The sequence below is a fragment of the Pseudoalteromonas sp. MMG033 genome, from assembly GCF_057197785.1.
Genome location: NZ_CM170070.1, coordinates 4,334,881 through 4,349,816 on the forward strand (window position 1 = coordinate 4,334,881; position 14,936 = coordinate 4,349,816).

Here is a 14,936-nt window from a genome sequence, read left to right on the forward strand (position 1 = left end):
AGTACTTAACTTAATAATAATATTTAAGTTTTTGTTTTTGGCAATTTTTGAATTTATTTTTTATGTGCGTCTAAGAGTAATGGATTAATTATGGATTTAAATAATCGCTCCAAAAGTCAGTGTACAATCAGTTGTACAAATTGCAGTATAAGTCAGCTTTGCTTGCCTTATTCACTCAATGGTAATGAGATGGATAAGCTAGATGAAATCATCGAACGAAAGAAACCTTTGCATAAAGGTGACTTCTTATTCGAATCTGGCACAGCACTTCAAGCAATTTACGCCGTTAGATCTGGCTCATTTAAATCTTATACCCTGTCTGAGCAAGGTGATGAGCAAATAACTGGGTTCCACCTCGCCGGTGACTTAGTTGGTTTTGATGCCATCAATAAAATGCAACATCAAAGCTTTGCACAAGCACTCGAAACTTCAATGGTATGTGAAATCCCGTTTGAAACACTTGATGAGCTTGCAGGCAAATTACCAAAATTAAGACAGCAGATCATGAGACTGATGAGTAACGAGATCAACTATGATCAAGAGATGCTATTGTTACTCAACAAAAAAACGGCTGAAGAAAGGCTCGCAACCTTTATCTTTAACTTATCTAACCGATTTGGCGAACGTGGTTTCTCTCGTAAAGAGTTCCGCTTTACAATGACACGAGGCGAAATTGGTAACTATCTAGGCCTGACAGTTGAAACCATCAGTCGCCTGTTAAGCCGCTTTCAAAAAGCTGGCTTAATCAAAGTTGAAGGTAAATTCATTACCATTTTAGAACCTGAAGGCTTAGCGGCTGCTGCTGGTATTACTACTTGATCTAAACCAATATTTCTGCCGAATTCGCTTTATACCTTGGCTATATCAGTTACACTCAAAGTATATTGATTAGCCAAGTGCCATAGGAGGCTTTTATGGACAAGATAAAGAGAATTCTCACTGTTATTGACCCCACAAAAGAGCAACAAAATAGCCTTGAACGCTCTATTAGTCTCGCCCAAAAGACAGGGGCAAAAATAACAGCCTTCCTCTCTATTTATGACTTTTCATACGAAATGACAACCATGCTTTCAAAAGAAGAGCGCGAAGCGATGCGCCTCGCTGTTATTAAAGATAGAGAAGAGTGGATCAATATACAGATAGAAAAGTATACCGACTTAGACATCCAAGCAAAGGTGGTATGGCACAACCGGCCATATGAAGCAATTATTGAAGAAGTGCTCGACGAGCAATTCGATATTGTTATTAAATCGACACATCAACACGATACGTTAAAATCCGTTATATTTACCCCAACTGATTGGCATCTAATACGCAAATGCCCTACCCCAGTACTTTTAGTAAAAGACAAAGCCTGGCCAGAACATGGAGAGATCATCGCAGCGGTTAACTCGGTCAGTGACAATGAGCAACACCAGGAGCTCAACAAACGAATTGTCAAAGACGCCTTGTTTATTTGTGACCTTGCTGATGCGTCATTGAGCTTGGTTAATACCTATCCTGCAACTCCAGTTAACATTGCCATAGAAATTCCTGAATTCAACCCATCGCAATACAGTGAGGCGGTTAAAAAGCACCATGAAGATGAAACATGGTCTTTAGCGAGTAAGTTTAATATCGCAAAAGAGACCTGCATTATCGAAGAGGGACTACCTGAAGATGTTATCCCCTCTGTTGCAGACAAAAAGTCAGCTGAGCTTGTCGTCATTGGTACGGTTGGAAGAACAGGATTAAGTGCAGCTTTAATAGGTAATACGGCAGAACATGTTATTGATAGCTTAGATTGCGACGTCTTAGCACTCAAGCCTGATGGTTACAAAAGCCCCCTAGAAAACTAACATCGCATAAGTCCGATATTTAGTATCGGACTTTTCTTAAATACATCAAGTGTTAGCTTATTTGTGCATTAAGACCTACAGCATAAAAAGATAAACCACTCAAACAAAGCACAGCCCAAACAGACATAACATGACGACCCTTAAAAAGCGGGTAGACTTAGGTATTTCATATTGTCTAAATGCTTTCAAATTCAAGGCTTCTCTATTTGATAACCCCTTACAATGTGGGCACTCATCAAGTTCATCGCTCAAGGACACACCACAACGCTCGCATGGTGAACAGTTTGCATTTCGATACCCAAACACCTACTTCTCCCGTTGATTAAGTTTAATAAGCAAAATCAGCGCACAGTCTACTTTACTTTTAGGCTGCAATCTCAGCTTTACCTAAAATGTAAAAAAAGGGCCAATTGGCCCTTCGAGGAATAACCCAGTGCTCTACTAAAACACTAGTTTTTATAAAAATAGCTGTCTTTCGTGATAGAAATACTGCTATCTTCATTCGCGGAAATAGTAAATTGAATTGGCGTTCGTTTACTTTGAATATCATAGCCATCAGCGGCAATCGTCACAGGGACGAGTAACATCTTACCGCCTTGTATTTCAATCTTTTGCGGAGCTGTCAGTTTAGCGTTATCCAAACCATGGAAGCTTACTTTGTATTGCAATGTTTGCTGCGTTTTATTAATGATACTTAACGTGTATGGGTTTTCGACTAACCCTTCGTAATTAACCCTGTAAAGCGCATTACGGTCACGAATTACAGATGCTTCAATGGGCGTGCGATTAAATGCCCAAATTGCCATGGTCGCAAGTATAACTGCAAACAAGCCTGCATAGCCGACAAGCTTGAGTCTGAAAGGGCTAGATGTTTTTCCAGCTGTTTGATTTTCACTAACGTACTGTATTAAGCCAGTTTGATAACCAAATTTAGACATGGTGTCATCACATGCATCTATACATAATCCGCAGTTAATACACTCATATTGAAGGCCATTTCGTATATCTATGCCCGCAGGACACACCTCAACACACAAGTTGCAGTCTACGCAATCTCCAAGCCCTTGCGCTTTGTGATCAGACTTGCGCTTACGTGGCCCACGATTCTCTCCTCGTATTGCATCGTAAGTAACTAACAAGGTGTCTTTGTCGAACATAACTGATTGGAAGCGTGAATATGGACATGCCACATTACACATTTTTTCTCTTAAAAAACCTGCATTGCCGTAGGTACAAAAAGCAAATAAAAACACCCAGAAACTCACTAAACCAGACCACTCTAAAGTGAACATATCGATATACAAGGTTTTCGCTGGCACAAAATAAGCCATAAAAGAAGTCGCGGTAAATAAAGAAATCAATAACCAAATCGTGTGTTTAGCTGTTTTTCTCAGCGCTTTTTGTGAATTCCAATTCGATTTATCTAGTTTAATACGTTGATTACGAGTTCCCTCAACTCGATGTTCTACCCATGTAAACATTAACATCCAAATGGTTTGAGGGCAGGTATAACCGCACCAAACTCGGCCCAACCAATTAGTGACAAAGAATAAACCAAAAGCACCTGCCATAAATACCCAGGCTAAAATCATAAAGTCATGCGGTAAAAATGTCTGGCTAAATATTCTAAATTGCTGGCTTGAAACATCAAAAAGTACCGCTTGCTGGCCTTTGTAGGGGATCCAAGGAATGGCGATAAATACCAACATCAATATCCAGCCAAGGTTGCGACGAATTTTCTGAAAGAACCCTTTTTGTTCTCGGATATAAATTGGCCCTTCTTGCTTGTAGGGCTTAATAATCATATCCTCTTCTTTAATATCAAACTTCATATTACTTGCTTACGGTAAGTGGAACACGATTAGTTATTTGCAACTTTCAGACCAAACTGAAAGATAAATAAACACATGATATTTAAAGAATTTTTTACCAACCCTTCCCAAGGAAACGTGATATTTCACGAAAAATCTTTAAATATCGCGTTTTTTCGAGATCCCCAATTTTTTCATCTTAGAGCGCAGTGTACTTTCATTTAATCCAAGCTTTTCAGCGGCTCCTTGCGCACCTGAAATTTTCCAACAGCTCATCTCTAACACTTTAATAATATGGTGCTTTTGAACTTCATCCAAACGAACGGCAGTCTCACCTTTAATGACAACATTCTCATCTATGTGTAAAGGCTGTGACAAATGCAATGTGTAACCGCTTGCTAAAATGGCTTCACGCTCCAAAATATTCTGAAGTTCTCTGATATTTCCAGGCCAATCATAGGATTCTAATTTAATTAAAGATGACTTAGCTATCCCCTTGATTTGTTTGCCTAATCTAACATTAAGCTTATTAATCATGTTTGCACACAACATAGGTAAATCTTCCTTTCTCTCACGAAGCGGAGGCACTTTAATAGGGAATACATTTAATCGATAATATAAGTCCATCCTAAACGCTCCCTCTTCCACCATTTTCCACAAGTCTCTGTTTGTCGCCGCAATTACTCGTATATTAACGGATATGGTTTTTGTCCCCCCGACACGCTCAAACTCTTGCTCTTGCAACACACGTAGCAGCTTGCTTTGCGCCTCTTGAGGTAGCTCACCAATTTCATCTAAAAACAGGGTACCATTGTGTGCAAGCTCAAAACGCCCTTTTCTCTTGTCATGCGCACCTGTAAACGCACCTTTTTCATGACCAAATAATTCGGACTCTAACAAGCTTGGCGAAAATGCAGCACAATTCACACGAACAAACGGCATTTTTGAGCGACCACTTAAGGCATGAAGGTTTCGCGCAACTAGCTCTTTACCTGTACCATTTTCACCTAAAACAAGCACTGTACTGTCGGTTGTACTGACTAACTTGATTTGCTCAAGCATACGATTGAAAACATGGCTTTGGCCCACCAAACCAGAACCTTGCCAATTTTGATTAATTTCAGACAACAGATAGCTATTTTCGTCTTTTAATTGCTCTGATAAAGACTGCACTTGTTTGAGCGCATCACGAAGTGCTTGCTCTGTTTCCTCTTGTTGTGAAATATCGCGAAATATCGCCACAGCCCCTATCACTTGACCATCTCTATACACAGGCGTTGATGTGTATTCAACCGGAAAGCAGCTCCCATCTTTACGCCAAAAAACCTCTCCTTTAACATAACGTGTTTCACCATCAAACATGGTTTTATAAATTTGGCACTCATCAGCGGGGTACTCGCTGCCATCTGGGTGGCTATGATGGTGATACTGATGAATTTTCTTACCGAGTAACTCATCAGCTCCCCACCCTGTCATTTTTTCTGCTGCCGGGTTGATAAAAACGGCATTGCCAGACAAGTCAAAGCCATAAATACCTTCGCCGACGGCATTGAGTAAGAGTTTTGGGTCATTTAAGAAGTGCTTAATAACAGATGACATCATCGTTCCTCGTGATATTTCACGATTGATAGTACGCCAATCAGCTTTATCTAGCGAGAAGTGTCCATAGAAAGGATGATCTTAGTCAAAAATGGGATTTATTTTGTGTAGAAATAAAAAAGCCCAGTTACAACGAACTGGGCTTTTGATCTTTAGGTTAGACTAATTAGACGTATTCAACTTCGATGATTTCGTATTCAACAGTACCGTTTGGAGTTTGAATATTAACTGAATCATCTAGCTCTTTGCCGACTAAGCCACGAGCAATTGGTGAATTTACAGAAATTAAATTGTTTTTAATGTCTGCTTCGTCGTCGCCAACAATTTTATACGTTACTTCTTCATCAGTATCTACATTAACAATCGTTACTGTGCTACCAAAAATAACCTTGCCATTATTAGCCATCTTTGTGACGTCAATTACTTGAGAAGTCGATAATTTAGCTTCGATTTCTTGAATTCGCCCTTCACAAAAACCCTGTTGTTCACGCGCAGCATGATACTCAGCGTTTTCTTTTAAGTCACCGTGTTCACGCGCTTCGGCAATATCGGCAACAATTTGGGGGCGAACCACTTTTTTCAGATGGTTCAGTTCTTCACGAAGCAACTCTTCGCCTCGTACAGTCATCGGAATTGATTGCATAAGTCTCTCACTTACCACCAAGGCCAAAGGCCTTGGCTTATATCCATTAGTTCAATCGCTGGTGTAATTCTTGTACAGAGTTTACAGAGCTTCTGTCATCTGCGGCATGCGCAGTACAGTTTGCAAACGCTGCATTTAGCGTGGTGGTGTAGTTAGTCTTATGCTGAAGTGCACCACGACGTAACACCTTCGAATCTTCAATCGCTTGGCGACCTTCAGTGGTATTTACGATGTAGCTGTACTCACCATTCTTGATACGGTCAAGAATATGAGGACGACCTTCAAATACCTTGTTCACACGGCGAACTTCAATGCCAGCTTCTTCTAGTGCTTTAGCTGTACCGTTCGTTGCGTCAAGCTCAAAACCGATAGCTTTCATCGTTTTAGCAAGCTCAACAACGCGTGACTTGTCGCTGTTACGGACAGATAGTAACGCGCGACCGCCACGTGGTAAAGCGTTTGATGCACCTAATTGAGCTTTTGCGAATGCTTCGGCGAAGTTTTCACCAACACCCATGACTTCACCCGTTGAACGCATCTCTGGACCACGGATTGGGTCAACACCTAAGAACTTAGCAAAAGGAAGTACAACTTCTTTCACGCTGTAATAAGGAGGAATTACTTCTTTTGTTACGCCTTGGCTTTCTAGAGATTGGCCAACCATACAACGAGCAGCGACTTTCGCAAGTGCAACACCTGTTGCTTTAGAAACAAATGGTACTGTACGCGCTGCACGAGGGTTAACCTCAATTAGGTATACTTTGCCATCTTTCACAGCAAACTGAGTATTCATTAGACCCACAACACCAAGCTCTAGCGCCATGTCACGTACTTGCTTGCGCATAACGTCTTGAATATCTTGCGATAGAGAGTGTGCTGGTAATGAACATGCTGAGTCACCTGAGTGAACACCCGCCTGCTCGATGTGCTCCATGATACCGCCGATAATCACGTTTTCACCATCACAGATAGCATCAACGTCAACTTCGATTGCATCATCTAAGAAGCGGTCAAGAAGAACTGGTGCTTCGTTAGATACAGATACCGCTTCAGTCATGTAACGACGTAAGTCATCTTCGTCATACACGATTTCCATCGCACGACCACCTAGTACGTATGATGGACGAACAACTAATGGGAAACCGATTTCTTGAGACTTAGCAACCGCTTCTTCTAATGAAGTGACTGTCGCGTTCTCAGGCTGAAGAAGGTCAAGACGTTCAACAAGTTGCTGGAAACGCTCACGGTCTTCTGCACGGTCGATTGCGTCAGGAGAAGTACCAATAACTGGCACGCCATTCGCTTCAAGGTCACGCGCTAGCTTAAGTGGTGTTTGACCACCGTACTGAACGATAACGCCTGTTGGCTTCTCAACGCGTACGATTTCTAGCACATCTTCAAGTGTAATCGGCTCGAAGAATAGACGATCTGACGTATCATAATCTGTAGAAACTGTCTCAGGGTTACAGTTAACCATGATAGTTTCATAGCCATCTTCACGCATTGCAAGCGCCGCATGAACACAACAGTAATCGAATTCAATACCTTGACCGATACGGTTAGGGCCACCGCCGATAACCATGATCTTGTCTTTGTCAGACGGTGCTGCTTCACACTCTTCGTCATATGTAGAGTACATGTAAGCTGTGTCTGAGCTGAACTCTGCAGCACAAGTATCAACACGCTTGTATACAGGTAGGATTTCTAACTGATGACGCTTCTTACGGATTTCTTTTTCAGACACACCTGCAATTTCAGCGATGCGCGCATCAGCAAAGCCCTTACGCTTAAGGCGACGAAGGAAATCTTTGTTAAGACCGGCAAGACCTGCTTCTGCAATTTTAGCTTCATCTTTGATGATGTCTTCAATCTGAACTAAGTACCAACGGTCAATCTTAGTTAGCTCAAATACATCTTCAACACTCATACCGTGACGCATTGCATCTGCAATGTACCAAATACGCTCTGCACCTGGCTCACGTAGTTCACGGATGATGGTTTCTTTTGCTTTAGGGTCATCAAGTGCAACGATTGGGTTGAAACCTGTTGCGCCCACTTCTAGGCCACGAAGTGCTTTGTGAAGAGACTCTTGTTGGTTACGACCAATCGCCATAACCTCACCAACAGACTTCATCTGAGTCGTCAGACGGTCATTTGCACCTGCAAACTTTTCAAAATTGAAACGAGGGATCTTAGTCACAACGTAGTCAATTGAAGGCTCAAATGATGCTGGTGTTGCGCCACCAGTGATGTCATTTTGAAGCTCATCAAGCGTGTAGCCTACAGCCAATTTTGCTGCGATTTTCGCGATTGGGAAACCCGTCGCTTTCGATGCAAGTGCAGATGAACGAGATACACGTGGGTTCATCTCAATGATAACCATACGGCCATCTTTTGGATTTACACCAAACTGAACGTTTGAACCACCTGTTTCAACACCAATCTCACGCAGAACCGCCATCGAAGCGTTACGCATTAGCTGATATTCTTTATCAGTTAATGTTTGCGCCGGTGCAACTGTGATTGAATCACCTGTGTGAACACCCATTGGATCAAAGTTTTCAATAGAACATACGATGATACAGTTGTCGTTTTTGTCTCGAACAACTTCCATCTCGTACTCTTTCCAACCAAGTAAGCTCTCATCAATTAGAAGCTCATTAGTTGGTGAAAGATCTAAACCACGAGTACAGATTTCTTCGAATTCTTCCATGTTGTAAGCAACACCACCACCGGTGCCACCCATTGTGAAAGAAGGACGGATGATACATGGGAAGCCAATACGCGTTAATACGTCTTTTGCTTCGTCCATTGAGTGTGCGATCTCGGCACGAGGACACTCAAGACCAATGTTTTTCATCGCGATGTCGAAACGCTCACGGTTTTCTGCTTTATCGATTGCATCCGCAGTTGCACCGATAAGCTCAACATCGTGCTTAGCCAGCACACCGTGCTTGTCTAAATCAAGCGCACAGTTCAGTGCAGTCTGACCACCCATGGTAGGAAGGACCGCATCTGGCTTTTCTTTTTCGATGATTTTTTCAACAACTTCCCAGTGAATTGGCTCGATGTACGTCGCATCAGCCATTTCCGGGTCAGTCATAATCGTTGCAGGGTTCGAGTTTACAAGAATGACTCGATAACCTTCTTCTCTAAGCGCTTTACAGGCCTGAGCACCAGAGTAGTCAAATTCACATGCTTGGCCGATAACAATTGGGCCTGCGCCCAAGATTAGAATGCTTTTTATGTCGGTACGTTTTGGCATTGTTACTCCAGTAATAAATTAGGCTTTGCGTGCTTGCATTAATTCAATGAAGTGGTCAAACAACGGCGCTGCGTCGTGTGGACCTGGGCTTGCTTCAGGGTGACCTTGGAAACTGAAAGCTGGCTTATCAGTGCGGTGAATACCCTGTAACGTACCGTCGAATAATGACTTGTGCGTTGCACGAAGATTGTCAGGTAAGCTTTGTTCATCAGCAGCGAAACCATGGTTTTGCGCTGTGATCATCACTACGTCACGGTCTAAATCTTTAACCGGGTGGTTACCACCGTGGTGACCAAACTTCATTTTTACTGTTTTTGCACCAGATGCTAATGCCAGTAATTGGTGACCAAGACAAATACCAAAAATTGGAGTGTCTGTTTCAAGGAAAGATTTGATAGCATCGATTGCATAAGTACATGGCTCTGGATCACCAGGTCCATTTGAAAGGAAGATGCCGTCTGGGTTTAATGCCAGTACTTCTGCAGCGGAGGTTTCTGCAGGAACAACCGTTAGCTTACAGCCACGGTCAACTAGCATACGTAAGATATTTTTCTTTACACCAAAATCGTATGCAACAACATGGAACTGCTCTTCACCTTGCTCAAGCGTTTTAAAGCCTTCGCCAAGTGTCCAGCTGCCTTCATTCCAAGGGAAAGAAGATTCTGTTGTTACAACTTTTGCTAAATCCATTCCTTTTAGGCCAGGGAAAGCCTTAGCCGCTTCAAGCGCCTTTTGCTCGTCAACGTCATCACCTGCGATGATACAGCCGTTTTGAGCTCCCTTATCACGTAGGATACGCGTCAGTTTACGCGTATCGATATCCGCTATCCCTAGAATATTACGTTCTTTCAAATAATCACTTAACGATTGTTCGTTACGGAAATTACTTGCTAGTAATGGTAAGTCACGAATCACAAGGCCTTTAGCCCAGATTTTGTCCGCTTCTTCGTCTTCACTGTTGGTACCAGTGTTTCCGATGTGCGGGTAAGTTAAGGTGACAATTTGTTCCGCGTAAGACGGATCTGTCAAGATTTCTTGATATCCTGTCATAGACGTATTGAATACTACCTCACCAACAGAAATACCGTCGGCGCCGATGGCAGTACCGCGAAACACCGTACCGTCTTCAAGGACTAACAGAGCGGATTTAGTCAAGTTAACCTCCATAGATATAAAAAAACGGGATAAGCAAACACGCTTTTTTCCCGTCTACAAAGCGCTTGGTAACACGCAGTAATTAAATTTTGGCAAATTCGTTATAGTCTACAGCACTTTCTGGGATTCGTCTAATGATTAGAGTAAAAAACTTGAAAATAAGCACTTAAAAGTCATTTTCAAGTGAAACCGCCAAAAAAATAAACAAACTACTTCAAACCTAGGACATCTTGCATGTCATAAAGTCCTGCTGGTTTGTTTTTCAACCACTGTGCAGCCCTTACTGCACCTGATGCAAACGTTAACCTTGATGCCGCTTTGTGGGTTAATTCAAGCCTTTCACCCATGGTTGCAAAGTAAGCTGTATGTTCACCAACTATGTCACCTGCTCGGAGGACTGAATAGCCAATTTCATCTTGACTTTTCGCTTCATGGACATTACTGCGGTCATACCTTGCAACACTATCATGATCCCACCCTTTCGCTTCTGCAATCGCTTCCCCGATTGCCAACGCAGTGCCTGAAGGCGCATCAATCTTATTTCTATGGTGTGCTTCAAATATTTCAATATCCATTTCATCAGCTAGCTTGGTCGCTGCCGTTTGCACCAAGTTTAATAACAGGTTTACGCCGACGCTAAAGTTGCGCGCAAATACAATGGGGATGTGCTTACTGGCTTCTTGCAACTGTGCCATCTCTTGATCAGATAGACCGGTTGTACCAATCACCATGGGGATTTTTTTACTTACTGCCGTTCTTAGGTGAGACAACATACCTTCAGGTAACGTAAAGTCGATTAGGACACCAGCTTGCAGGTCTTCACTATTTTCAGCGCTAAATTGAAGCGCTGATGTGTGCACAGGTTGCAGTGCCTTGACTTGCGTATTCAGATATTGCGAGCTTTCTCTCACAAATGCGCCAGCTAGTTCAACCTCTTTTTCAATTTCTACCGCTTCAATCAGTGCCTGTCCCATTCTGCCGTTTGCACCAAATACACCTATTTTTGTCATTACTTTCTCATTCCTAATTTTTATCAACGCTTCAGATAGGTAGGCGATTATCAATTCGCCCTCTTCATTCTATATGCGCATTTTCTTCTAGCACTTAATCGAGTAAACAACTAATTATCACATGCTTGTACCGGCCTAGAGTTTAGCGTATCTCTATGCCATAGTCAGTTATTCAATAATTATAATAAAGACCGTAGACTTTAGACGTCTAAACATTTAAACTTCCACCTTCGCCGATTTAATTATTGCGGGCGTAGAAGTTTAAATACAGCTAATAATAGCCCTGTTGGCTGTGGTTATGTCTACTTACACTGCAACCTAAGTAGATACTGTTTTTTGGGGAGTGCTATGCAGCCATCTTTTGACAACACACGTGCAAAGTTATCTTTGTTACCTTTACTTACCTTTGTTGCCCTATTTTTAGGCGCAGGTTTATACCTACAATCACAAGGTGTTGACTATGCCTTTTACCAGTTACCTGCACCGGTAGCAATTTTGCCTGCGATCGTGCTTGCTTTTTGGCTAAATAAAACGTCAATTAATCAAAGCGTCGAAACTTTTATTAAAGGCGCTGGACACAGTAACATCATCACCATGTGCCTTATCTACTTGCTTGCTGGTTCTTTCTCGGCAGTCGCAGGAGCCACAGGTGGTGTTGATGCAGTTGTAAACGCGGGTCTATCGCTCATTCCACCGGCATTTTTACTGCCAGGCTTATTTTTAATTGCTGCAGTTGTATCGACTGCCATGGGTACATCTATGGGTACTATTGGTGCCATAGGCCCGATTGCCTACGCTGTATCTATAAAAACAGGTATTGACCCAGCCCTGATGGCCGGCACAATCGTCTCTGGTGCTATGTTCGGTGACAACTTATCTATTATTTCTGACACCACAATCGCAGCGACACGTACGCAAGGCTGTGAAATGAAAGACAAGTTTAAAGAGAATTTAAAAATTGCTTTACCTGCAGCCTTCTTTACTGTGCTGCTACTGGTATTCTTGACCCCTGAGCCTCAAGCTGTTGAAACTAAAGATTTCGATTGGCTATTGGTACTACCTTATGCATTTATTCTTATTCTTGCTGTGATGGGCTTGAATGTATTCGCTGTACTCTTTAGCGGTATTATTTTTGCGGCAGCGGTTGGCTTTGCCGGTGATTATGAAGGCGGCGCATTCGTCAAAGACGTATATAAAGGCTTCACTGATATGCAGGAAATATTTTTACTGTCGATGTTTATTGGTGGCCTGTCCGAGTTTATCCGAATTAATGGCGGCTTAGAGTATATCGCCACTAAAATCCATAAAATCACATCAAAGCTTGGCAAGTTGAACAGTAAAGTGGCTGATCAACTCGGTATTGCAGCCTTGGTTATGACCAGCAATATGTGTATCGCTAACAACACAGTAAGTATTATCGTTGCAGGGCCTGTCGCTAAAAAGTTAGCAGACGATAGCGATATATCACCAAAGCGTTCAGCAAGTTTATTAGATATCTTCGCATGTGTTATGCAAGGTTCTTTACCATATGGCGCTCAAGCATTGTTACTAGGCGCGACTTTCAGCATTAGCCCTTGGGATGTGTCTACATCTTCATTCTATTGCTTTATTTTGGCTTTCACTGCAGTTGCCGTGATTATTTTACGTCGTAATAAAGCCTAACTTGATCTGTGCACCTGTTTTTCGGGTGCACATAACCCCCTGAATTAATATATAATTACAAAGTTCCTCAACTTTGAAGATATATTAATGAACAAAAAACTCTCTCTGGCACTGTCCACAGCCCTCACATGCATCGCTTCTTCAGCATATGCTGCAGATTGGAGCAATACTCAGCTTCATATTAATCACGGGGATTTCAAAAACCCTTTCTCACAAAATGAGGCCAATACTACGGTTTATTCATTGCAGCACAGTTCTGGTTATCAATACGGGGATAATTTTTTCTTTGTTGACTATCTCGTCGATGACTTAGATGATAACTATCAAGATAGAGATTTTTATGGCGAGTGGTACTCAACATTTAGCCTGTCAAAAACAGCTGGGCTTGAGTTTCAAAATGGGGTGATAAAAGACATTGGATTAGTTGCAGGCTTTAATATGGCTGGCGACTCAAAAGTGATGAAATACTTACCGGGTGTAAAAGTCTCATGGAACGCCGAAGGTTTTAGCTTCTTATCTACCTTATTCACAGCCTACATTGATGACAATGAAGGGGTTGCTAAAGGTGGTGCACCAGCAGAATCAAACAGCTGGATGATTGATATCGCATGGGGGTACCCATTTAATATCGGCAACCAGAAGTTTGAAGTTACGGGGCATGTTGAATACATTGCTCAAAGAGAAAATGAATTAGGCTTTGATGTTAAAGGCTGGCTATTGGCACAGCCTATCATTCGATGGGATCTAGGTCACGCGCTTGAAATGCCTGAAGGCCAGCTATACTTGGGCTTAGAGTGGCAATATTGGCGTAATAAACTCGGCACTGATACCAATGAATCAGTTCCTCAAATACACCTTGCTTGGACATTCTAATTGCTTAACTTATTGCAAGGCGCAAATAAGCGCCTTTACAAACCCTATCAGTAACTCATATCAGTAGTATTGCCTCTCGTCTCAAATAATTATATTAAATAAGAAAAATGTATTAATGTTTCTCATGTATATGCCGATATATGCGTGTACTTCTGATTCAAATTGTTTTTTTAGGTAATGTAATATCAAGGATTTTATGATGATTGTTATACATGAAGCCAACTCTGCGTCTGGTTATCAAGCTGTCAAAGAGATTAGTGAGAAGGCTAGGTACATAGAGCAAAAAACCCAAGAAGAGAATAAAAAGACCGCTGAAGTAGATAATAACGATGACATCACTGTCGAAGAAACTGACAAAACTGACAAAACTGACAAAACATCAGAGCTAGAAGGCACTCATAAACTCTCAGATGAAGAAAAAGAAAAGCTGTCTGGTCGAGAAGCCAAAGAAAAAGCAGAAGACAAGTATGGCGATATTCCAGATCATATTCGAAGAATGCTTGAACGATTAGAGGAAATGAAAGAGGAACTTGATGTAGTCAAGCAAGAAGTCGCTGAACTTAAAGCAACAACAGATCATGATGACGAAACGCATAAAGCCTATTATGACTCAAGAAATCAATACTTCATGCAATTGCAGTTGCAGTACTTTGAGACAATAGAAAATGTAAAAGATGCAATGAAAAAAGCTGGCATCACTAACATGAGTGTATTGATAAAGGCCATTGCTTAACTAACTAAGCTAAAACCGCCTTTGTTTATGCAAAATTTCTCAATAGAAAGCTGCATATTTAATACATCAATGTAAAAAACCAACCTTTTTTATTAATGCCAATTATATAAATAATCACTTAGTTACGTCTGCTGACAATAGCACAACCTCAATAAGCATTCGTAATACTTAAGAAGCATGTATTTTAGGTCTCAACAAAGAAATAAAGTCCAAATTTCATGGGCTTTTCAGCACCAATAAAGATTATATGAAAGCCTTTCAGATTCATTTTTCAACCAAATATTACACTTTATTACATCTGTATTTACTCTCTTGAATCTAAGCACTATTATGTCAAGCTATATGCA

At 41.6% G+C, this 14,936-nt stretch carries 11 protein-coding genes; 5 read left to right on the forward strand and 6 right to left on the reverse strand.

Translation table 11 applies throughout. The annotated features are described in order from the left end of the window. The first annotated feature begins 90 nt into the window (after positions 1-90). Together AC2CZC_RS18910 and uspE are read left to right on the forward strand one after the other, a co-directional pair. A complete protein-coding gene (locus AC2CZC_RS18910) occupies positions 91-819 on the forward strand; it encodes an FNR family transcription factor (RefSeq protein ID WP_063359918.1) in 729 nt (242 codons plus the stop codon). A gap of 95 nt (positions 820-914) precedes the next feature. Then, positions 915-1,838: a universal stress protein UspE gene (gene uspE, locus AC2CZC_RS18915; RefSeq protein ID WP_063359919.1), complete on the forward strand. Its 924-nt coding sequence runs from the start codon at positions 915-917 to the stop codon at positions 1,836-1,838. A gap of 449 nt (positions 1,839-2,287) precedes the next feature. Here the strand turns inward: uspE and ccoG are convergent, their stop codons facing one another. From ccoG to dapB, 6 genes are all read right to left on the reverse strand, one after another. Beyond that, complete coding sequence (gene ccoG / locus AC2CZC_RS18920; protein ID WP_484582990.1) at positions 2,288-3,670, reverse strand: cytochrome c oxidase accessory protein CcoG; 1,383 nt, start codon at positions 3,668-3,670, stop codon at positions 2,288-2,290. Between the two features lie 138 nt (positions 3,671-3,808). Next, positions 3,809-5,248, reverse strand: coding sequence for a sigma-54 interaction domain-containing protein (locus AC2CZC_RS18925; protein ID WP_484584902.1), 1,440 nt, complete (start codon positions 5,246-5,248; stop codon positions 3,809-3,811). A 166-nt stretch (positions 5,249-5,414) separates the two neighbouring features. Then, a complete protein-coding gene (gene greA, locus AC2CZC_RS18930) occupies positions 5,415-5,891 on the reverse strand; it encodes a transcription elongation factor GreA (protein WP_039609029.1) in 477 nt (158 codons plus the stop codon). 46 nt (positions 5,892-5,937) lie between these two features. Beyond that, positions 5,938-9,156 carry a carbamoyl-phosphate synthase large subunit gene (gene carB, locus AC2CZC_RS18935; protein WP_484582991.1) on the reverse strand — a complete coding sequence of 1,073 codons (3,219 nt, stop codon included), beginning with the start codon at positions 9,154-9,156 and terminating at the stop codon, positions 5,938-5,940. Between the two features lie 18 nt (positions 9,157-9,174). Continuing rightward, the gene (gene carA, locus AC2CZC_RS18940; protein WP_039609524.1) at positions 9,175-10,311 is read right to left on the reverse strand and encodes a glutamine-hydrolyzing carbamoyl-phosphate synthase small subunit; all 1,137 of its coding nucleotides are present in this window, start codon (positions 10,309-10,311) and stop codon (positions 9,175-9,177) included. Between the two features lie 209 nt (positions 10,312-10,520). Further along, a complete protein-coding gene (gene dapB / locus AC2CZC_RS18945; protein ID WP_484582992.1) occupies positions 10,521-11,321 on the reverse strand; it encodes a 4-hydroxy-tetrahydrodipicolinate reductase in 801 nt (266 codons plus the stop codon). Positions 11,322-11,669: 348 nt separating this feature from the next. Here dapB and AC2CZC_RS18950 point away from each other — a divergent pair, with 348 nt between their 5' ends. From AC2CZC_RS18950 to AC2CZC_RS18960, 3 genes are all read left to right on the forward strand, one after another. Then, positions 11,670-12,983, forward strand: coding sequence for a Na+/H+ antiporter NhaC family protein (locus AC2CZC_RS18950; protein ID WP_484582993.1), 1,314 nt, complete (start codon positions 11,670-11,672; stop codon positions 12,981-12,983). 87 nt (positions 12,984-13,070) lie between these two features. Then, positions 13,071-13,856: a nucleoside-binding protein gene (locus AC2CZC_RS18955; protein ID WP_484582994.1), complete on the forward strand. Its 786-nt coding sequence runs from the start codon at positions 13,071-13,073 to the stop codon at positions 13,854-13,856. Between the two features lie 196 nt (positions 13,857-14,052). Beyond that, the gene (locus AC2CZC_RS18960) at positions 14,053-14,589 is read left to right on the forward strand and encodes a hypothetical protein (protein WP_484582995.1); all 537 of its coding nucleotides are present in this window, start codon (positions 14,053-14,055) and stop codon (positions 14,587-14,589) included. The last annotated feature ends 347 nt before the right edge of the window (positions 14,590-14,936 follow it).